We start from the raw sequence: 19,571 nt of genomic DNA, 5'->3' as shown, positions 1-19,571 counted from the left end.
TTCGGGGCTTCGCCCTGGCCTTCGGCCACCTCCGGCCCGGGCCTGCCTCCGGACCAGCCTGCCACGACGCCTCAAGCACCTCCCCCACACACCACACGACCCGCCCGGCATCGCCAAGGATCCGGCAGCCCCGCGTCAGCGTCTGCCGAAGGTGTGCCGCCCGGCGCCGCGAGCCCGGGAGCCCCGACCCCGTGCACCATCTCGCGGGAGTGCCGCCCCGTGGTGTGTGGGGGAGGCGCTTGACGGGGCATGGCAGGCTGGTCCGGAGGCGGGCCCGGGCCTGGGGTGGCCGAAGGCCAGGGGCGGAGCCCCCTTGCCCCAGGGGTGGGCCTGCCGCAGGGCCCGCAGGCCATGCCCCGTCAAGCGCCGAGGGGACCCACACACCACGGGGCGGCGGCTGAGGTCCGCCCGAACCCGGTGGATCGGGAGGTCGGCCCGCCCCCCACCGACACGCCGAACGCCCCGCGCGATGTGTCGCGCGGGGCGTTCCTCGTCGTACGGGAGGGGCCGGCGGATCAGTCGCCGATCAGGGCGTCCACGAAGGCGCCCGGCTCGAACGGCGCCAGGTCGTCCGCGCCCTCGCCGAGGCCGACGAGCTTGACGGGGACGCCGAGCTCGCGCTGGACCGCGACGACGATGCCGCCCTTGGCGGTGCCGTCGAGCTTGGTCAGCACGATGCCGGTGATGTCCACGACCTCAGCGAACACACGAGCCTGCACGAGGCCGTTCTGGCCGGTGGTGGCGTCGAGCACGAGCAGGACCTCGTCGAGCGGGCCGTGCTTCTCGACGACGCGCTTGACCTTGCCGAGCTCGTCCATGAGGCCCGTCTTGGTGTGCAGGCGGCCGGCCGTGTCGATGAGGACGACGTCGGCGCTCTCGGCGATGCCCTCCTTGACGGCGTCGAAGGCGATCGACGCCGGGTCGCCGCCCTCCGGGCCGCGCACGGTGCGGGCGCCCACGCGCTCGCCCCAGGTCTGCAGCTGGTCGGCGGCGGCGGCACGGAAGGTGTCCGCCGCGCCCAGGACGACGCTGCGGCCGTCGGCGACCAGCACGCGGGCGAGCTTGCCGGTGGTGGTGGTCTTGCCCGTGCCGTTGACGCCGACGACCATCACGACGGCCGGGGTCTCCAGGCCGCTCTCGGTCTTGAGGGAGCGGTCCATGGCGGGGTCGATGAGGGCGACGAGCTCCTCGCGCAGCAGGGTGCGCAGCTCGTCGGGGGTACGGGTGCCGAGCACCTTGACCCGCTCGCGCAGCCGGTCGACCAGCTCCTGGGTGGGGGCGACGCCGACGTCGGCGACGAGGAGGGTCTCCTCGATCTCCTCCCAGGTGTCGTCGTCGAGGTGCTCGCGCGAGAGCAGGGTCAGCAGGCCCTTGCCGAGCGAGTTCTGGGAGCGGGCGAGGCGGGCGCGCAGCCGGACCAGGCGGCCGGCCGTGGGCTCCGGCACCTCGATCGCGGGGGCGGCCTCGGCCTCCTCCGCGGTGACCGGTTCCTCGACGGTGACCGGGGCCTCGGGGGCGGCGGTGCCGGCGTCGGGGAGGTCGACCTCCTCGATCGTGCGGCGTGGCTCTTCCGCCGTCTCGACGGCGTCCTCGCCCACCTGCGGTTCGGCGGGCGGGGCGGTGATGGTCGGGGTGACCGTCGGCGCCGAGGGCGGCAGCTGCTTCTTCTTGCGGCTGCTGACCACGAGCCCCGCGATCGCGCCGACCGCGACCAGGGCGATGACTACAGCGAGAATCAGGATTTCCATAACCGCTTCAGTATGCGTGACCCCGCCACCCACCCGTGGGGCGCGCGCCGGGCCCGCGGAGCCCCGTGGCCCTGTGTTTTCCTACAGGGCCGGCCGCCTCCGTCGACGGCCCGCCGGGACCCTGTGCAACTGACGTGACGTCAGCTACCGTCCCCCTTCGCCACCCACATCCGGCGGAGGGGGACTTCCCATGCCCATCACCGTGGCCCGGTTCAACCTCGTCGACCCCGACGGCACCCCCGAGACCCTCGCCGCCCGCTACCAGGCGGCGGTGGAGATGGCCCGGTACGCGGACGACCGCGGGATCGACACCGTCCAGACCGAGGAGCACCACGGCACGGACAACAACTGGCTACCCTCCCCCTTCACCTTCGCCGGCGCGGTCCTCGGCGCGACCCGGCGGATCGCGGTGACCGTCTCGGCGATCATCGGCCCGCTGCACGACCCCCTGAAGGTGGCCGAGGACATCGCCGTCCTGGACCTGATCGGCGGCGGGCGGCTGGTGACGGTGGCGGGCATCGGCTACCGGCCCGAGGAGTACGAGCAGCACGGGGTGGAGTGGGGGCGGCGCGGCCGGCTCCAGGACGAGCTGCTGGAGACGCTGCTGAAGGCGTGGACCGGCGAGCCCTTCGAGTTCCGGGGCCGCACGGTGAAGGTGACGCCGGTGCCCTTCACCCGGCCGCACCCGATGCTGCTGGTGGGCGGCAGTTCGAAGGCCGCCGCGCGGCGGGCGGCCCGGCTCGGGCTCCCGTTCTTCCCGAGCGCGCACCTGCCGGAGCTGGAGGCGTACTACGGGGAGCGGCTCGCCGAGTACGGCACCGAGGGCTTCTGCATGATGCCCGCGCAGCAGACGCCGCTGCTGCACATCGCCGAGGACCCGGACCGGGCGTGGGCGGCGTACGGGAAGCACTTCCTGCACGAGGCGGGGACCTACGCCTCCTGGCAGTCCAAGGACATCCGCTCGGCGGTGCGGTCCGGCGCCCGCACGGTGGAGGAGCTGCGGGCCGAGGGGGTCTACCGGATCCTGGCGCCGGAGGAGGCGGTGGCGTACGCGCGCGGGGCGGGCGAGGCGGGGAACTTCGTGCTGCACCCGCTGTGCGGCGGGATGCCGGTGGACGAGGGCTGGCGGAGCCTGCACCTAATGTGCGAGCGGGTGCTGCCCGCACTCAAGGCCTGAAGCAGGCCGGCCCGCCGGGCACGTGCCGCGGGCCGGACGCGCGCGTACGGGCGCCCGGGCCGACCGGACGACGTGGCGCTGCCCCGGACCGATCGGCGGTCCGGGGCAGCGTCCTTGGTACGAGGAGAGGGGCCGGCGGGGGTTTAGCCCATCTCCTCCAGCGCCTTGCCCTTGGTCTCCGGCACCCATTTGAGGACGAACGGGATCGAGAGCACGGCGAAGCAGGTGTAGATCACGTAGGCGCCCGACAGGCTCCAGTCGGCCAGGGTCGGGAAGCTGACGGTGATGGCCCAGTTGGCCATCCACTGCGCGGCGGCGGCCACACCGAGGGCCGCGGCCCGGATGCGGTTGGGGAACATCTCGCCGAGCAGCACCCAGACCACCACGCCCCAGGAGAGGGCGAAGAAGAGGACGAAGGAGTGCGCGGCGACCAGGGCGATGGTGCCCTGGGTCTCGGGCATGGAGATCTCGCCGCCGACGTCGGTCTTGTACGAGAAGGCCCAGGCGGCGACGCCGAGGGAGACGGCCATGCCGGCGGAGCCGATCAGGGCGAGCGGCCTGCGGCCGATCCGGTCCACGAAGATCATCGCGATCACGGTGCCGATGATGTTGATGATCGACGTGGTGAAGGAGTAGAAGAACGAGCTGCTCGGGTCGATGCCCACGGACTGCCACAGCGAGGAGCTGTAGTAGAAGATCACGTTGATGCCGACGAGCTGCTGGAAGACGGACAGCCCGATGCCGACCCAGACGATGGGCAGCAGGCCGAAGCGGCCGCCGAGCAGGTCCTTGAAGGTGGACTTGACCTCGGAGTGCATCGCGGTGCGGATCTCCGCCACGCGCGCGTCGACGTCGCTCCGCTCGCCCTCGACCTCGCGCAGGACCTTCTTCGCCGCCTCCTCGCGGCCGGCCGAGATCAGGAAGCGCGGCGACTCGGGGATCACGAAGGACAGCAGGCCGTAGATCACGGCCGGGACGACCATGACGCCCAGCATCCACTGCCAGGCCTCCAGCCCGCCGATCGTGCCGCGCTGCTGGCCGTCGGCGAGGTTGAGGATGCCCCAGTTGACCAGCTGGGAGATGGCGATGCCGGTCACGATGGCGGCCTGCTGGAACGAGGCCAGGCGGCCGCGGTAGGCGGGCGGCGAGACCTCGGCGATGTACGCGGGGCCGATGACGGAGGCCATGCCGATGCCGAAGCCGCCGATGACGCGCCACATGGCGAGGTCCCACAGGGCGAACGGCAGGGCCGAGCCGATGGCGCTGGCGCTGAACAGCACGGCGGCGATCTGCATCACGCGGATGCGGCCGATCCGGTCGGCGAGCCGGCCCGCGGCGGCGGCGCCGATGGCGCAGCCGATCAGCGCGGCGGCGATCACCTGGGCGAGGGCCTCCGAGCCGATGTCGAAGCGCTCCCGGATCGCCACGACGGCGCCGTTGATGACGGAGCTGTCGTAGCCGAAGAGGAAACCGCCCATGGCCGCGGCCGCCGTGATGAAGATGACGTGGCCGAGGTGGTCGGGTGCGGACGCCCGGCCGGGGCCCGACGCGGGCTCCTGCGCTGTGCTGGTCAAGGTGTGCTCCTGCGTGCCCGGCTGCGGCGGCGGGCGGGTGGGGTGTGTCGTCGTCCGATACCAGTGGCGCACAGCTCAAGATCGCGCGCATCTGAAGACGAGGGGCAGCGCACGGAAGCCTATGTGTTCAGTTTTTTAAGTCAATACCCAGCCAAGGGTCGCCCCCGCCGTATCTCATAGGCACTTTCATTCAAGACTTGAACAGAAGTGATCCGGAGGTCCGGCGCGCCCCGAGGTTCACCGGAGCCGCTGGCTGATGACCTTCGAGACGCCGTCGCCCTGCATCGAGACCCCGTAGAGCGCGTCCGCGACCTCCATCGTGCGCTTCTGGTGCGTGATCACGATCAGCTGCGAGCTCTCCTGGAGCTCCTGCATGATCCGGATCAGCCGCTGGAGGTTGGTGTCGTCGAGGGCCGCCTCGACCTCGTCCATGACGTAGAACGGGCTCGGCCGCGCCTTGAAGATCGACACCAGCAGCGCGACCGCGGTGAGCGAGCGCTCGCCGCCCGACAGCAGCGACAGCCGCTTGACCTTCTTGCCCGGCGGGCGCGCCTCGACGTCCACGCCGGTGGTCAGCATGTCGTCGGGATCGGTGAGGACGAGGCGGCCCTCGCCGCCCGGGAAGAGCCGTGAGAACACGCCCTCGAACTCCCGGGCGGTGTCGCGGTAGGCCTCGGTGAAGACCTGCTCGACCCGCGCGTCCACCTCCTTCACGACCTGAAGCAGGTCGGCCCGGGTCTTGCGGAGGTCCTCCAGCTGCTCGCTCAGGAACTTGTGCCGCTCCTCCAGCGCCGCGAACTCCTCCAGCGCGAGCGGGTTGACCTTGCCGAGCTGCTGGTAGGCGCGCTCGGCCGCCTTCAGGCGCTTCTCCTGCTGGGCGCGCACGAACGGTCCCGGGCGGTTGCGCGGGTGCTCCGGGTCCTCGGGCAGCACCTCCCCCTCGGCGGGCGGCGAGGGCGGTACCGGCTGGTCGGGACCGTACTCGGCGACCAGGCCGGCGGGCTCGACGCCCAGCTCCTCCAGGGCCTTGGTCTCCACGGCCTCGATGCGCAGCCGCTTCTCGGCGCCGAGCACCTCGCCGCGGTGGACGGAGTCGGTGAGCTTGTCGAGTTCGCCCTTGAGGCCGCGGCCGCGGTCGCGTTCCCGGGCCAGCTCCTGCTCGCGCACGACCTTGGCCCGCTCGGCGGCGTCGCGCTCACGGGCGCTGCGTCCGACGGAGACCTCGATGTGGCGCAGCAGCTGGCCCGCGCCGTCGGCCACGGCCGAGGCCACGTCGGCCTCGTGCCGGCGGCGGGCGCGGCGCTGCTCGGCCCGGGCCCGGGCCTCGCGCTCGGCGCGGGCGCCGCGGTCGAGGGCGTCGGCCCGGCCGGCCAGGCCCTTGACCCGCTCCTCGTGGGTGCGCAGCTGGAGCCGGGCCTCCATCTCGGTCTGCCGGGCGTTGGCCCCGTCGGCGGCGAGCCGGTCGCGCACCGCGTGGTCCGGCTCCTCGTCGACCGGCGTCTCCTCGGCCGTGGCGAGCCGCTCGGCCAGTTCCTCGGCCTGGGCCAGGGCCTCCTCCACGGCGTCCCGGGCCCTGGCGGTCGCGGCGGCGCTGCGCTCGGCCTCGCCCGCGGCCGCCCGGGCCTGCCCGGCGAGCCGGCCGAGTTGCTGTGCGTGGCCGGACCGTTCCTTCTCCGCCGCGCGCCGGCGCCGGCCCAGCTCCTCCACCCGCGCGGCGCACTCGGCCCGCCGCGCCGTGGCCTCCTCCCGGCGCACGGTCAGCCCCGCGCAGCGCTCGTCCAGTCGGGCGAGCTCCGCGGCGGCCTCGTCCACGGCCGCCCGGACCTCCAGGAGGCTCGGTGCGCCGGCGGAACCGCCGTGCGCGAGGTGCGCCCCGAGGACGTCCCCGTCCTCGGTGACCGCCACGACCCCGGGCCGCTCGCGCACCAGCGCCTCGGCCTCGTCGAGTCCGGGTACGACGACGTGGTCCCGCACCACCCACCGCGCGGCCGCCACCACGCCGGCGGGCCCCGCCAGGAACTCGCCGACCCCCGGCGCCCCGTCGAGCTCGGCCACGCACGGGCCGCCCCGGCCCGGCGCCGCCCCGGCCGACGCGGCTTCGGGCGCGGGGTGGGGGGGCTCCCCCTCGGCTCCGCCTCCGACGAGCGGCACACCGACCGGCGCCGGCGCTCCGCCCGGCCCAACCGGCCCAACCGGCCCGCCGGGACCGTGCTGGGCCGGTACGGCGCCGGCGGGGCGGGCGGCTTCGGCCGGGCGGCCGGTGATCAGGAGCGTCGCGCGGCCGGCGTCGCCGTCGCGCAGGTGCCGCAGCGCAGCCGCCGCGGCCGCCGGGTCGGCGACGGCGAGGGCGTCGGCGGCGGCCCCCAGCGCGGCCGCGACCGGGATCTCGTACCCCGGTGCGACGGACAGCAGTTCGGCGGCCGGACCGAGCACGCCGGCGAGCCGGTCCCGGGCCGCCAGCAGCGCACCCGTGCCGTCCTTGCGCCGCAGCCCCAGCGCGAGGGCCTCGCGGCGGGCCGCCACCGCCGCCCGCGAGCGCTCCGCCCCGGCCAGTTCCTCGCGGGCCGCGCCGAGTTCGGCCTCCGCCGCGGCGAGGGCCTCCCGGGCCGCCTCGTACTCCTCCCCCAGCGACGTGTCGCCGGCCTCCAGGTCCTCGACCTCGGCCCGCAGTTCCTCGTACTCCTCCTGTGCGGTCACCGCCCGCTCGGCCGCCGCGTCCCGCGCCTGGGCGAGCCGGTCGATCTCGGCCTGCGCGGCCGCGGCCCGCGAGCGGGCGGCGGCCACCTGACCGCTGAGCCGCGCGAGCCCTTCGCGCCGGTCGGCGACGGCCCGCGCGACGTCCTTCAGCCGCCGCTCCTCCACGGCCAGTTCGCGCTCCAGTTCGGCACGGTGGGCGACGGTGTCCTCCAGGGCCCGCTCCGCGGCCTCCAGCGCGGCCGTCAGCTCGGCCTCCTGCTCCCGGATCCGGGCGGCCTCGCGCTCCATGTCCTCGGGGTCGCGGCCGCGCCGCTCCTCCTCCGCCGGCGCGGTCGCACTGCGCACCCGGGCCTGGGCCAGCGACGCGGTGCCCCGCACCCGCTCGGCCAGCTGGGACAGTTCGTGCCAGGTCTGCTGGGCCTGCCGCAGCCGCGGCGCCAGCTCCCGCACGGCCTCCTCCAGTTCGGCCTCACGGCGCAGCGCCTTCGCCAGTTCGGCCTCGGCGGCCTCCTTGCGCTCCTTGAGCGCGGCCTCGTCGGCGACCTCGGCGGCCAGCGCGGCCCGCAGCGTCACCAGGTCGTCGGCCAGCAGCCGCAGCCGCGCGTCGCGCAGGTCGGCCTGGATGACGGCGGCCCGCCGGGCCACCGCCGCCTGCCGGCCGAGCGGCTTGAGCTGCCGGCGCAGTTCCTCGGTCAGGTCCTGGACGCGCGCGAGGTTCGCCTGCATCGCGTCGAGTTTGCGGAGCGCCTTCTCCTTGCGCTTGCGGTGCTTGAGGACGCCGGCGGCCTCCTCGATGAAGGCCCGGCGGCCCATCGGGTCGGCGTGCAGGACGGAGTCGAGCTGTCCCTGTCCGACGATGACGTGCATCTCGCGGCCGATGCCGGAGTCGGAGAGCAGGTCCTGGATGTCGAGCAGCCGACAGGTGTCGCCGTTGATCTGGTACTCGCTGCTGCCGCCCCGGAACATGATCCGGGTGATGGTGACCTCGGCGTAGTCGATCGGCAGGGCGCCGTCGGAGTTGTCGATGGTCAGCGAGACCTCCGCGCGGCCGAGCGGCGGCCGCCCGGTGGTGCCGGCGAAGATGACGTCCTCCATCTTGCCGCCGCGCAGCGACTTGGCGCCCTGCTCCCCCATGACCCAGCTGAGCGCGTCCACGACGTTGGACTTGCCGGAGCCGTTGGGGCCCACGACACAGGTGATTCCCGGCTCGAAACGCAGTGTCGTGGCGGAGGCGAAGGATTTGAATCCGCGGAGGGTCAGGGCCTTGAGGTGCACGCCGCCGGACTCTACCTTTCACTTCCGGTTTCACCCATGAAGGTGCAGGGCACATCAGACGTTAAAAGAATCCGGCCCCCGTACGGAGGACAGCCACGAGCCGTCCGGGCGAAAGGGCGGCGCGGGGAAAGAGAAAGAAAGAAGGGACGCCGAAGCGTCCCTTGCATAACCCGCGCGCCGTGACGGACAAACCCGTACGCAGCCCGTGCGCAGAAGGCCCCGTACGGATCGCGTCCGTTACGGATCACGCGGAGAGATCACGCGGGAGTAGATGACAGCGAACGTGCGGCTCGTATTGATCAGGTGAGCGCAGGCTCCGCCTTGGGTACGTCGATGTCGATGCTGTCCAGCAGCGATTCTCCCTGCTGCGCGGCGGCCGTCAGCGCGTCGTTCTCGGACTGGATCCGTACGAGCTCGGACTCGAGGTCCTGGACGCGCTGCTGAAGCCGTCGCATCTCGGCGAGGAGTCGCGGGTCGGAACCGCCGACGTAACCGAGAAGCGCCTTTGCCATGATGGATGGTCCTCCACACTGAGTGACCGACCGAAGCGGTGTGGGTCGTGAGGGATTCGCACCCGCGGTGTCCGGCAGTGCCTTCGCGTCACTGCGGTTCTCCTGACAGCACTGCCAAACAGCCAAGGTGCGCGGGGCTTCCAGCGTCTCACCAAAAAGTTTGACGGTCAACACGATCACGCCCTGTATCGGCGGGCGAACCGGCCCTCCGCAGCGGCCAGGAGATCATCTGCGCAGGTCCGGAGTGGCAGCACCGGCGCGAAGGGCTCGCGACACGTCCGGCGGCAGGGGACCGCTGAGATCATCCTCACCTCGAGCCTTCCACGCTCGGGCCTGATCGGCAAGAGGTCTTCACCCTTCGTGATCAGCGGATCGCGAAGCCGTCGTAACCGCCCCGCGGCGCCCCCCATATCTCCGTCACTCCGTCGACCCGCCCGGGCGTGTCCGAAGATCGAAGCCATTCGAGCAGCCGGTGGCAATTCTCACGTTGACCCTCGGCCACCACCTGCACCCGGCCGTCGTCGAGATTGAGGGCGAATCCCTTGAGCCCTCCGATGGTCATCGCGTTCTCCCTGGTGAACCAGCGGAAGCCCACTCCCTGAACACGGCCGCGCACCCAGGCGGTCATCCGCACCTCTTCAGTCATGCGCGAACGCTATCCGTCCGGCCCCGTCCCGAGCACATCGCCCCCTCGCCCGCATGCCGGTACAGTCGCGCAGCAATACCTCTCACCCGTTTGGGTGAGTAAAGGATCACCGCGTACGCGCCCCAAGGCCTTCGGGCCCCCGAGTGTGCGGACGCGAAGGCAAGGAAGGCACTGCCGATGGGACGCCACCGGAGTCCGCGCCCCCCGCGCGGAAAGGGAAACGCCCCCGTACGTACCGGCCTGCTCGGGGTCACCGCCGCCGTCGCCCTCGGGGCGGCCGCGGTCACGTCCGGGCTGGTCCCCGTCGACACGAACTTCATCCTCGGCGGGCACGGCGACTCCGACACCAAGGTGACGGCCCGGTCGGCCGCCTCCTCGACCCCCTCGCACGCGGCCCCGACCGTCACCGAGCAGGTCCGCCACCCGGGCGGGCTGAAGAGCCTGGCGGACAGCGGCGCCTCGGCGACCGGGACCAAGGCCAGGAGCAAGGCGGAGGGGCCGACCCGCTCGGCCTCCCCCTCCGCCTCCCCCAGCCCGTCCGCGAGCGCCTCCGCGAAGCCCTCCCCGAAGCCGAGCCCGGTGAAGGCGACCCCGAAGGAGACCCCGAAGGCGGCGCCGAAGGAGACGAGGGCCGCCGCGCCGAAGGAGGCCGCGCCGAAGGAGGCCGCGCCGAAGCGGGTCGTGCCGACCCCGTCGCGCACGGCCGAGGCGCCGGTGCAGGAGTCCGCGTCCGCCGTCGAGGCGGCCGTGCTGACGCTGGTGAACCAGGAGCGGGCCCGGGCCGGCTGCGGCCCGGTGCGGCAGAACCCTCCGCTCGCGGCCCTCGCCGGGGCCTTCAGCAAGGACATGGCCGTCCGCGGCTTCTTCGACCACACCGACCCCGACGGCAGGAACCCGTGGGACCGCGCGAACGCGGTCGGCATCGGGGGCCTGGGCGGCGAGAACATCGCCCGCGGCCAGGGCGACGCGGCGGCCGTCATGGCGGCCTGGATGAACAGCCCCGGCCACCGCGAGAACATCCTCAACTGCGAGTTCCGCACCCTGGGCGTCGGCGTCTACCTCGCGCCCGGCGGCCCCTGGTGGACCCAGGACTTCGGCTTCTGAGGCAGCGCCCCGACACGGGGCCGTACGTACGCGGACGCCCCCGGCACCTTCTCGGTGCCGGGGGCGTCCGCGGACGTACGGGGGTGCCGGTCGGTGCTCAGGCCGCGGCGACGGCGGCGCGGCCGGCCGCGAACAGGCGGGCGGTCTCGGCGACGCGCTTGCCCAGGTGCTCGGCGGTGGCGATGTCGGCCTTGTGGACGGCGTCCGGGCCCTCGTCCGAGTTGGTCTGGGCGCCGGCGCCGGAGAAGAAGCCGAGGCGGTTCAGGTCGTTCTCGGAGCCGGTGGTGGAGTTCCAGCCCGGCTTCAGGCCCAGGTTCACCCAGTGCATGCCGTGCTGGGCGGCCAGCGTCTGGAAGAACTGCAGGGTGTGCAGCTTGTCGCCGCTCTTGGAGCCGGAGTTGGTGAAGCCGGCCGCCAGCTTGTCCGCCCACTGGTCGGTGAACCAGCGCTTCGAGGTGGCCTCGGCGAAGACGTGGAAGGCGCCCGAGGCGGTGCCCATGTACGTCGGGGAGCCGAAGACGATCGCGTCCGAGGCGTCCAGCAGGGCCCACTGGGCGTCGTCGATCTCGTCGACCTTGATGAGGTGGACGGTCGCACCGGTGTCGGCGGCGCCGTTGCGGACGGCCTCGGCGACGACGGCGGTGTGGCCGTAGCCGGAGTGGTAGGCGATCGAGATGACGGGGGTGTGGGCGGTGCTCACGGCTTCTCCTCAGGTGGACTGCGGTGAGAAAAGGTAAGCACTAACTTTTGGAAAGCGCAACCCTGGAGATGGCGCTTACCTCGGGAGGGCTAACGGGAGTACCCTGGAGGGCATGGAGAGCGTGGAGACCATCACCGCGGGGCCGACGGCCGACGGACAGGCGTGCCGCGGGGCCGAGGACCTGCCGTTCGACGTCTTCGCCAAGGCCTGTCCGTCCCGGGAGACCCTCGGGCACGTGACCGGGCGCTGGGGCAGCCTGACCGTGGGGGCCCTGTACGAGGGCCCGTGCCGGTTCAACGAGCTGCGCCGCCGGGTCGACGGCGTGAGCGAGAAGATGCTGTCCCAGACGCTGCACGCACTGGAGCGCGACGGGATCGTGCACCGCGAGGCGCAGCCGGTGAACCCGCCGCGGGTGGACTACGAGCTCACCCCGCTGGGCCGGCGCGTCGCGGAGCGGCTGCTGGCCCTGATCCACCTCGTGGAGGAGGACATGCCGTCGGTGATGGCGGCGCGCGAGCGGTACGACGCGGAGCACCCGGCCGGCTGACGGACGACCGCCGGTCCCGGGAGACCGGGTCGCCGGGTCCGTCGGGCCGGGGACCTGGTCGCGGGGTCCGTCGGGCCCCGGTGGGTCAGGCCCCGGGGCGCGGGGCCCGCTGGCAGCGCGGGCAGAAGTAGCTGGACCGGTTCATCCAGGGCCGTCTGCGTATCGGGGTGCCGCAGCGGTGGCAGGGCTCGTCCTCGCGCCCGTAGGCGTCCAGGGAGCGGTCGAAGTAGCCCGACTCGCCGTTCACGTTGACGTAGAGGCTGTCGAAGCTGGTGCCGCCGACCTCGAGGGCGGCGTTCATGACGTCCCGCACGTGCCCGAGGAGTTCCGCGCTCCTGGGCCGGGTCAGGGTCGCGGTGGGTCGCTCGTAGTGCAGCCGGGCCCGCCAGAGCGCCTCGTCGGCGTAGATGTTGCCGACGCCGCTGATCAGGGACTGGTCGAGCAGGGCGCGCTTGACGGTGCTGCGCTTGGCGCGCAGGGCCAGGTGGTACGCCGTCTCGTCGAACAGCGGGTCGAGGGGGTCGCGCGCGATGTGCGCGATGACGTCGGGCAGCCCGTCCGGGGTGTTCTCGTGGAGCGAGAGCCCGCCGAAGGTGCGCTGGTCCACGAAGCGCAGCTCGGTGCCGGCGGCGTCGTCGAAGCGGATCCGGATGCGCAGGTGCTTCTCGGCGGGCGCCCGCTCGGGCTGGACCAGCAGCTGACCGCTCATGCCGAGGTGGCCCAGGACGGAGAACCCGCGGCCTTCGAGCGGCAGCCACAGGTACTTGCCGCGCCGCTGCGGCACGCCGAGGGTCTCGCCGACCAGGCGGGCGCCGAAGTCGGCCCCGCCGGCCGGGTGCCGGCGTACGGCCCGCGGGTGCAGCACCTCGACCTGGGCGATGCGCCGCCCCGCCACCCAGCGCTCCAGTCCGCGCCGTACGACTTCGACCTCGGGCAGCTCGGGCAACGCGTCTCCTCGGGTGGAACGGTCCTGCGAGCAGCCTACCGGCGCGCGCGGACCCGCCGGCCGTGCGCCGGAACGGTCACGGTGCCGCCCGGGGACCCCGGGCCCCGGAAACAGCACCGCCCGCCCCCTCGGGAGGGGGCGGGCGGATCGCTACGCGAAGGAAGCTCAGCCGGCGGAGGCGTCGGCAGCGGGTGTCGGCGCCCCGCCGCCCTTCGCCGCCACCTGAGCCGTGGCCGCGGCGGCCTCGGCCGCCTTGCGCTCGTCCGCAGCCGCGCGGATCGCGCGCCATGCGGACTCGGCGGCCTGCTGCTCAGCTTCCTTCTTGCTGCGGCCGGTGCCGGTGCCGTACGAGACACCACCGACGCGGGCGGCAGCTGTGAAGGTCTTCTCGTGGTCCGGTCCCGTCTCGGAGACGAGGTACTCCGGAACGCCGAGGCCCTCGGCCGCGGTGAGCTCCTGGAGGCTGGTCTTCCAGTCCAGTCCGGCACCGAGGTTCGAAGACTTCTCGATCAACGGGTCGAAGAGCCGGTGGACCAGCTCCGAGGCCGCGTCGAGACCTTGGTCGAGGTAGACCGCGCCGATCACCGCTTCAAGGGTGTCGGCGAGGATGGAGGCCTTGTCCCGGCCGCCCGTGCCCTCTTCGCCCCGGCCGAGCCGGATGAAGGAGCCGAGTTCGAGGCCGCGGCCGACCTCCGCCAGTGCACGCGAGTTGACCACCGCGGCCCGCAGCTTGGCCAGCTGGCCCTCGGGCAGGTCGGGGTGGGTGCGGTACAGCGTGTCCGTGACCACCAGGCCCAGCACGGAGTCCCCGAGGAACTCCAGCCGCTCGTTGGTGGGCAGACCGCCGTTCTCGTACGCGTACGAACGGTGGGTCAGCGCACGCACCAGAAGGGCGGACTCGACCTGATAGCCGAGCCGCCCTTCCAGAAGCGTGTGGGACGAGGCCGCGTTGCTGCTGTCTGCCTGCTTCTTAGCGCCGGCAACCTCAGACATTGCGCCTCTCACCAGCCGCTCAGACCGAGAGGACCTGGCGCTTGTTGTAGGTGCCGCAGCTCGGGCACGCGATGTGCTGCTGCTTCGGCTCCTGGCAACGCTCACACGAAACCAGGGGGGTGACCGCAGCCTTCCACTGCGACCGGCGGTGGCGCGTGTTGCTGCGCGACATCTTCCGCTTCGGAACAGCCACGGCTACTTCTCCTGCTTCTCGTCGACGCCGTCCGCGGCGCCGCTCATGTTGTCCTTCTCGTCGTCCTGATCGGTCACGACGAGTCCCTGCAGTGCCGCCCAACGGATGTCGACGGCGTCGTGGTGGTGGTCCGGGTCGTCGTTCAGGCTGAGCCCGCATTCGGGGCACAGTCCGAGACAGTTCTCCCGGCACACCGGCTGCGACGGCAGTGCGAGCACCACCGCGTCCCGCAGCACGGGCTCGAGGTCGAACAGGTCGTCCTCGAGGAAATACCTGTCCTCGTCGTCATCGGCGTCGTCGTCCGGCTCCGCCTTGAGGCGGCCCCGGGCATCGGCGTCAGGGTACGAGAACAGTTCCTGGAAGCGCGCGTTGAGCGTGAGCTCCAGCGGCTCCAGACACCTTACGCACTCCCCCACGGCCTTAGCCACGGTGATCCCTGTGACAAGGACCCCTTCCATGACCGACTCCATGCGCAGGCCGAGCTGCATCGACGCGCCTTCCGGCACTGCGATGACACCGGCGAGGCCGAGGTCGCCCGGGGCGGAGACGGTCCGGGACACCTTGTGCATGGCACCAGGACGCCGACCCAGCTCGCGCGTGTCGAACACGAGGGGGTTGCGGTGGTCGAGGCGGGTGCTCAGGGCCGTTCCTGCTTTCGGACTAGCTGGGGGGCTGCTGCCGCTCCGCCCCGGTGCGGGGCTGCCGCGGGCAGCATGGATCGCGTCGCGATATGCGCGACCGAAGAGACAGGATACCGGGCCCCTCCGTCAGGGCCCAAACCGGCCCGTCACGGCTGGGTGCGGCCCTGCTCGTACTCCCGGAAGCGGTTCATGTCGATCATGCTCGTGTCGAAGAGGCTGGTCTCGTCGAGCGCGGCGTGGGACGGGGCCTGTGCGGGCTGCGGCGGGTGCTGCTCGTGCTGCTGGTAGCCGTACGGGTCGGGCTGGTAGCCGTAGGCGTCCGTACGGTCCTGGTACTGCGGCTGGTACGGGTCCTGCTGGCCGTACCCGTAGCCGTGGCCGTCGGTGCCGTACGAGCCGGTGGCGTACCCGTCCGTGCCGTACCCGGCGTAGGGGTCCTGCGGGGGCGCGTAGGACGGCTGCTCGGGGGCCCCGGCCTGGGCCGGGATGGCCGCCACCGGCGCCGCCGGGTCGGCGAGCCCCGCCAGGAAGTCCGCGTCGCTGGTCGCGGCCCGCGGGTCCGCCGCCGCGTCCTGGGCGGCGATGTGCTCGCCCAGCTCGTCGGTGGCCACCCGGCCCACCAGCTTCTGGCGGCCCCGGCCGACGGCCTCCAGCGTCTTGCTGAGCACCGCCTCGAACGCGCCGAGCTTGGTGTCGACGTACTCGTCCGCCTGCCGGCGCAGCGTCTCGGGGTCGTGGCTGCGCTCGGGGGCGTCCAGGTCGGAGAAGCCGTCCGCGTCCAGGCCCGGGCCGCGGCCCAGGAGCTTCTCGCGGCCGCGGTCCACCGAGCCGATGGTCTTGGTGAGGACCACCTCGAAGTTCGCCAGCTTGCTGTCGACGTAGTCGTCGGCGTCGGCGCGGATCTCCTCGGCCTCGCGGCGGGCCTCGGTGAGGATCCGGTCGGCCTCGGCCTGGGACCGGCGGGCCACCTCGGTGTCGGAGATCAGCGTGCCGCGCTGGACGTGCGCCGACTCGATGATCCGGTCCGCCTCCTGGCGGGCCTGCTCGACGAGCTGGTCGCGGCCTCCGATGAGCTCCTGCGCCCGGGCGAGGGAGCCGGGCAGGGCCGCGCGCACCTCTTCGAGCATGGCGAGCAGCTCGGCGCGGTTGACCACGCACGAGGCCGACATGGGCATGGACCGGGCGCCGGCCACCGTCTCGACGATCTCGTCGAGCTTCTTCTGCACGTCCACCTGTGCTCGCACTCTCTGGGTGGTTCCGGTACGGACGGGACGACTGTACGGCCACCCGGGCCCCGCCCGACACCGACTGACGGACAGTCAGGAACGGTGGGGCGGGCGGGGCCTGCGGGCGGCCGTCGCGTCAGCGCTCGGCGAGCCGCTGCACCAGGGCCGCGTTGACCGTGGGCGGCAGCAGGTGGGAGACGTCGCCGCCCCAGGTCGCGACCTCCTTGACCAGCGAGGAGGACAGGAAGCTGTACGTCGGGTTGGTCGGGACGAACAGCGTCTCGACGCCCGACAGGCCGATGTTCATCTGGGCCATCTGCAGCTCGTAGTCGAAGTCGCTGACCGCGCGCAGGCCCTTGACGATGGCGGGGATCTCGCGCTGCTTGCAGAAGTCGACGAGCAGGCCGTGGAAGGCCTCGACCTCGACGTTCCCGTAGTCGGCCGTGGCCTCGCGGATCATTTCGATCCGCTCCTCGACCGTGAACAGCCCTTTCTTGGACTGGTTGATCATGACGGCCACGTGTACGACGTCGTACAGCTTCGCGGCCCGTCCGATGATGTCGAGATGCCCGTTGGTGATGGGGTCGAACGACCCCGGACAGACGGCGCGGCGCACGCGAACTCCCTCGTTCAAAGGCCCGGTCATGACGGCTCTTCCCTGCTGGAGGCGGCGCGACCGTACCAAAGGGTCCCCTCGCCGTAGCGCCGCGACCGCAGCGGCTCGAATCCGCCGGGCCACGGGAACTCCCCGCCTCGTGTACTGCGCTCCACGGTGACGAGCGCGTCGTCCGCGAGCCAGCCCTGGGCCCGGAGTGTGAGGAGGATCTCGCCAAGATCCTCGTTGGTGACGACGTACGGCGGGTCGAGGAAGGCGAAGTCGTACGGCTCGCCCGGCGCGGGCACGGTCACGACCTGCTCGGCCCGGCCCGCGCGGAACTCGGCGCCCGGCAGCCCGAGCGAGCGGATGTTGTCCCGGATCGTCCGGCCGGCGCGCGGGTCGGCCTCCACGAGCAGGGCGTGGACGGCGCCCCGGGACAGCGCTTCGAGGCCCACCGCGCCGGATCCGCCGTACAGGTCGAGCACGCGCGCCCCGGCCAGCGGGCCGTGCAGGGACTCCCAGGTGGAGAACAGTCCCTCGCGCGCCCGGTCGGAGGTGGGGCGGGTGCCGGTGCCGGGGGGCACGGCCAGTCGGCGGCCGCCGGCCACTCCGGCGATCACGCGGGTCATCTGAGTCGGGCCCTTCTGGGGTGGGGAACGGACGGGCGAGTCCACGATAGGCGCTGGTGGCCGGGCCGGCGGCCGCCCGCGGGTCCGGCCCGGGGTGCGTCAGCCCTTCTCCAGGTACTGCTCCCGCTCGGCGTCCAGCAGGGCGTCGAGGGCGGTGCGCAGCGCCGGCAGGTGCGCCAGCTCGGGATCGGCGGCCACCGTCCGGGCGGCCTCCTCGCGGGCCTGGGCGATGATCTCCTCGTCCTCGATGACGGCCAGCATGCGCAGCGAGGAGCGGACTCCGGACTGGGCCTGGCCGAGCACGTCGCCCTCGCGGCGCTGCTCCAGGTCGATGCGGGACAGCTCGAACCCGTCGAGGGTGGCGGCCACGGCGGCCAGCCGGGCGCGCGCCGGGCTGGCCTCGGGCATCTCGCTGACCAGCAGGCACAGTCCCGGGGCGGAGCCGCGGCCGACGCGGCCGCGCAGCTGGTGGAGCTGGGAGACGCCGAACCGGTCCGCGTCCATGATCACCATCACGGTGGAGTTGGGCACGTTGACGCCGACCTCGATGACGGTGGTGGCGACCAGCACGTGCACCTCGCCGGCCGCGAACCGGCGCATGACCTCGTCCTTGTCGGCCGGGTCCATCCGGCCGTGCAGCACCTCCACCACGAGGCCGGCCAGCGGCCCGGTGCGCAGCCCGTCGGCGGTCTCCAGGACGGCGAGCGGCGGCCGCTTCTCGGCCTCGTCCTCGGCGGACCCGGCCGCCTTCTTCCCGCCCTTCTTCTCGTCCTCCTCGTCCCCGATGCGGGGGCAGACCACGTACGCCTGGTGTCCCTTCCCCACTTCCTCGCGGACCCGCTCCCAGGCCCGGGCCAGGAAGTGCGGCTTGTCCTTGGCGGGGACGACGTGCGTGGCGATCGGCGAGCGGCCGGCCGGGAGTTGGTCGAGCACGGAGGTCTCCAGGTCACCGAAGACCGTCATCGCGACCGTGCGCGGGATGGGCGTGGCGGTCATCACCAGCAGGTGCGGCGGCTGCTTGCCCTTCGAGCGGAGCGCGTCGCGCTGTTCGACGCCGAAGCGGTGCTGCTCGTCGACCACGACCAGGCCCAGGTCGTGGAACTGCACCTTGTCCTCGATCAGTGCGTGGGTGCCGATGACGATGCCGGCCTCGCCGGTGACGAGGTCCAGCAGCGCCTGCCGGCGCGCGGCCGCGCCCATCGACCCGGTGAGCAGCACGACCTTGGTGCCCCGCTCGGACCCGCCGAGCATCCCGCCCTCGGCGAGCTCGCCCATCATCTCGGTGACCGACCGGTGGTGCTGCTGCGCGAGCACCTCGGTGGGCGCCAGCATCGCGGCCTGTCCCCCGGAGTCCACCACCGCCAGCATGGCCCGCAGCGCCACCATCGTCTTTCCGCTTCCGACCTCTCCCTGGAGGAGGCGGTGCATGGGGTGGGCGGTGGCGAGGTCGTCGAAGATCTCCCGGGAGACCTGCTGCTGGCCCTCGGTGAGGGTGAAGGGGAGCTTGGCGTCGAAGGCGTCGAGGAGCCCGTCGGGGGCGGGCTCCCGGGGGACGGCGGGCAGTTGCGTGTCGGCGTACCGGCGGCGGGCCAGGGCGACCTGGAGGACGAACGCCTCGTCCCACTTGAGGCGGTCGCGGGCCTGGGCGATGTCGGCCTTGGTGCGCGGGCGGTGGACCTTGAGGAGGGCGTCGGGGAGGGTGAGCAGCCCGCGGCCCTCGCGCAGCGCGGGCGGCAGCGGGTCGGCGGCGTCCGTGGCGCTGGGCAGCACCGCGTCGACGGCCTTGGTGATCTTCCAGCTCTCCAGCTTGGCGCAGGCCGGGTAGATCGGGATGAGCTGGTTGGCGAAGGCGTCCACCGCGGAGTCGCCGGCGTCGGCGCCGAGCAGCTCGTACGCGGGGTGGGACAGCTGGAGCCGGCGGTTGAACATCCCGACCTTGCCCGCGAACATGGCGCGGCTGCCGGGCAGCAGGTCCTTCTGCGGCTTGTGCACGCCGGAGCCGAAGAAGACCAGCTGGAGCCGGCCGTACCCGTCGGTGATGGTCACCTCCAGGCGTCTGCCGCGACCGCCGTTGAAGGTGTGCACGCGGGCGTCGGCGACCTGCGCGACCACCGTCACGTGTTCGTCGAGCTGCTCCCCGAGCTCGGCGAGCGGGGTGAGCTCCCCGCGCTCGGCGTACCGGCGCGGGTAGTGGTGGAGCAGGTCGCCGACCGTGTGCAGGTCGAGGTTCTCGGCCAGCACCTTGGCGGTGGCGGGGCCGAGCGACTTCTTGAGGGGTTCGTCGAGCGCGGGCACGTGTTCCATTGCACACCATCGCGCCGACAGTCCCGCCCGTGGCGGGCCCGTCCCGGCCCGGTGCGGTCCT

The 19,571-nt window shown here is 72.9% G+C and carries 17 protein-coding genes; 3 read left to right on the top strand and 14 right to left on the bottom strand.

Annotation, left to right across the window (positions count from 1 at the left end):
* Positions 1–515: 515 nt before the first annotated feature.
* Positions 516–1,748 (bottom strand): signal recognition particle-docking protein FtsY, encoded by a 1,233-nt coding sequence (gene ftsY / locus ACIQCH_RS28395; protein ID WP_402585433.1) that lies wholly within the window; start codon positions 1,746–1,748, stop codon positions 516–518.
* Between the two features lie 190 nt (positions 1,749–1,938).
* Between ftsY and ACIQCH_RS28390 the strand changes: the two genes are divergently transcribed.
* Entirely contained in the window at positions 1,939–2,925 is a 987-nt protein-coding gene (locus ACIQCH_RS28390; protein WP_402585431.1) for an LLM class flavin-dependent oxidoreductase, read from the top strand.
* 143 nt (positions 2,926–3,068) lie between these two features.
* Here the strand turns inward: ACIQCH_RS28390 and ACIQCH_RS28385 are convergent, their stop codons facing one another.
* The 4 genes from ACIQCH_RS28385 to ACIQCH_RS28370 all read right to left on the bottom strand — a co-directional run bounded on the left by ACIQCH_RS28385 (position 3,069) and on the right by ACIQCH_RS28370 (position 9,629).
* The gene (locus ACIQCH_RS28385) at positions 3,069–4,499 is read right to left on the bottom strand and encodes a sugar porter family MFS transporter (RefSeq protein WP_402585429.1); all 1,431 of its coding nucleotides are present in this window, start codon (positions 4,497–4,499) and stop codon (positions 3,069–3,071) included.
* A gap of 237 nt (positions 4,500–4,736) precedes the next feature.
* The gene (locus ACIQCH_RS28380) at positions 4,737–8,471 is read right to left on the bottom strand and encodes an AAA family ATPase (protein ID WP_402585427.1); all 3,735 of its coding nucleotides are present in this window, start codon (positions 8,469–8,471) and stop codon (positions 4,737–4,739) included.
* A 299-nt stretch (positions 8,472–8,770) separates the two neighbouring features.
* On the bottom strand, positions 8,771–8,983 hold the full coding sequence (locus ACIQCH_RS28375; protein WP_030195093.1) for a hypothetical protein: 213 nt from the start codon (positions 8,981–8,983) through the stop codon (positions 8,771–8,773).
* Between the two features lie 364 nt (positions 8,984–9,347).
* Complete coding sequence (locus ACIQCH_RS28370) at positions 9,348–9,629, bottom strand: acylphosphatase (RefSeq protein ID WP_402585425.1); 282 nt, start codon at positions 9,627–9,629, stop codon at positions 9,348–9,350.
* A gap of 177 nt (positions 9,630–9,806) precedes the next feature.
* On the opposite strand from ACIQCH_RS28370, the gene ACIQCH_RS28365 reads away from it, so the two are divergent.
* Positions 9,807–10,733, top strand: coding sequence for a CAP domain-containing protein (locus tag ACIQCH_RS28365; protein ID WP_402585423.1), 927 nt, complete (start codon positions 9,807–9,809; stop codon positions 10,731–10,733).
* 97 nt (positions 10,734–10,830) lie between these two features.
* On the opposite strand, the gene ACIQCH_RS28360 is transcribed toward ACIQCH_RS28365, so the two are convergent.
* Positions 10,831–11,433, bottom strand: coding sequence for a flavodoxin family protein (locus ACIQCH_RS28360; RefSeq protein WP_402585421.1), 603 nt, complete (start codon positions 11,431–11,433; stop codon positions 10,831–10,833).
* Between the two features lie 112 nt (positions 11,434–11,545).
* On the opposite strand from ACIQCH_RS28360, the gene ACIQCH_RS28355 reads away from it, so the two are divergent.
* Positions 11,546–11,980, top strand: a complete 435-nt coding sequence (locus ACIQCH_RS28355) for a winged helix-turn-helix transcriptional regulator (RefSeq protein ID WP_402585419.1) — start codon at positions 11,546–11,548, stop codon at positions 11,978–11,980.
* 85 nt (positions 11,981–12,065) lie between these two features.
* On the opposite strand, the gene mutM is transcribed toward ACIQCH_RS28355, so the two are convergent.
* The 8 genes from mutM to recG form a co-directional block, all read right to left on the bottom strand.
* On the bottom strand, positions 12,066–12,926 hold the full coding sequence (mutM, locus tag ACIQCH_RS28350; RefSeq protein WP_402585417.1) for a bifunctional DNA-formamidopyrimidine glycosylase/DNA-(apurinic or apyrimidinic site) lyase: 861 nt from the start codon (positions 12,924–12,926) through the stop codon (positions 12,066–12,068).
* A 165-nt stretch (positions 12,927–13,091) separates the two neighbouring features.
* A complete protein-coding gene (rnc, locus tag ACIQCH_RS28345; protein WP_402585415.1) occupies positions 13,092–13,919 on the bottom strand; it encodes a ribonuclease III in 828 nt (275 codons plus the stop codon).
* Positions 13,920–13,938: 19 nt separating this feature from the next.
* A complete protein-coding gene (rpmF, locus tag ACIQCH_RS28340) occupies positions 13,939–14,112 on the bottom strand; it encodes a 50S ribosomal protein L32 (RefSeq protein ID WP_030195083.1) in 174 nt (57 codons plus the stop codon).
* 2 nt (positions 14,113–14,114) lie between these two features.
* Positions 14,115–14,753 (bottom strand): YceD family protein, encoded by a 639-nt coding sequence (locus tag ACIQCH_RS28335; RefSeq protein WP_402585440.1) that lies wholly within the window; start codon positions 14,751–14,753, stop codon positions 14,115–14,117.
* A 146-nt stretch (positions 14,754–14,899) separates the two neighbouring features.
* The gene (locus ACIQCH_RS28330) at positions 14,900–15,985 is read right to left on the bottom strand and encodes an ATP synthase F0 subunit B (RefSeq protein WP_402585439.1); all 1,086 of its coding nucleotides are present in this window, start codon (positions 15,983–15,985) and stop codon (positions 14,900–14,902) included.
* Between the two features lie 130 nt (positions 15,986–16,115).
* Positions 16,116–16,595, bottom strand: coding sequence for a pantetheine-phosphate adenylyltransferase (coaD, locus tag ACIQCH_RS28325; RefSeq protein ID WP_402585413.1), 480 nt, complete (start codon positions 16,593–16,595; stop codon positions 16,116–16,118).
* Between the two features lie 26 nt (positions 16,596–16,621).
* Positions 16,622–17,206, bottom strand: a complete 585-nt coding sequence (gene rsmD / locus ACIQCH_RS28320) for a 16S rRNA (guanine(966)-N(2))-methyltransferase RsmD (RefSeq protein ID WP_402585411.1) — start codon at positions 17,204–17,206, stop codon at positions 16,622–16,624.
* 99 nt (positions 17,207–17,305) lie between these two features.
* Positions 17,306–19,510: an ATP-dependent DNA helicase RecG gene (gene recG / locus ACIQCH_RS28315; RefSeq protein WP_402585409.1), complete on the bottom strand. Its 2,205-nt coding sequence runs from the start codon at positions 19,508–19,510 to the stop codon at positions 17,306–17,308.
* Between the last annotated feature and the right edge of the window lie 61 nt (positions 19,511–19,571).

The sequence above is a fragment of the Streptomyces sp. NPDC093225 genome (assembly GCF_044753805.1).
Lineage (GTDB): Bacteria > Actinomycetota > Actinomycetes > Streptomycetales > Streptomycetaceae > Streptomyces.
The sequence above is the reverse complement of the archived record's forward strand: the minus strand, read 5'-3'. Positions and strand labels throughout refer to the sequence as shown.

Coding starts and splice junctions, on each gene's coding strand:
- ftsY (WP_402585433.1), bottom strand. CDS start 1,748: ATGGAAATCCTGATTCTCGCTGTAGTCATCGCCCTGGTCGCGGTCGGC.
- ACIQCH_RS28390 (WP_402585431.1), top strand. CDS start 1,939: ATGCCCATCACCGTGGCCCGGTTCAACCTCGTCGACCCCGACGGCACC.
- ACIQCH_RS28375 (WP_030195093.1), bottom strand. CDS start 8,983: ATGGCAAAGGCGCTTCTCGGTTACGTCGGCGGTTCCGACCCGCGACTC.
- ACIQCH_RS28370 (WP_402585425.1), bottom strand. CDS start 9,629: ATGACTGAAGAGGTGCGGATGACCGCCTGGGTGCGCGGCCGTGTTCAG.
- ACIQCH_RS28365 (WP_402585423.1), top strand. CDS start 9,807: ATGGGACGCCACCGGAGTCCGCGCCCCCCGCGCGGAAAGGGAAACGCC.
- ACIQCH_RS28355 (WP_402585419.1), top strand. CDS start 11,546: ATGGAGAGCGTGGAGACCATCACCGCGGGGCCGACGGCCGACGGACAG.
- rnc (WP_402585415.1), bottom strand. CDS start 13,919: ATGTCTGAGGTTGCCGGCGCTAAGAAGCAGGCAGACAGCAGCAACGCG.
- rsmD (WP_402585411.1), bottom strand. CDS start 17,206: ATGACCCGCGTGATCGCCGGAGTGGCCGGCGGCCGCCGACTGGCCGTG.
- recG (WP_402585409.1), bottom strand. CDS start 19,510: ATGGAACACGTGCCCGCGCTCGACGAACCCCTCAAGAAGTCGCTCGGC.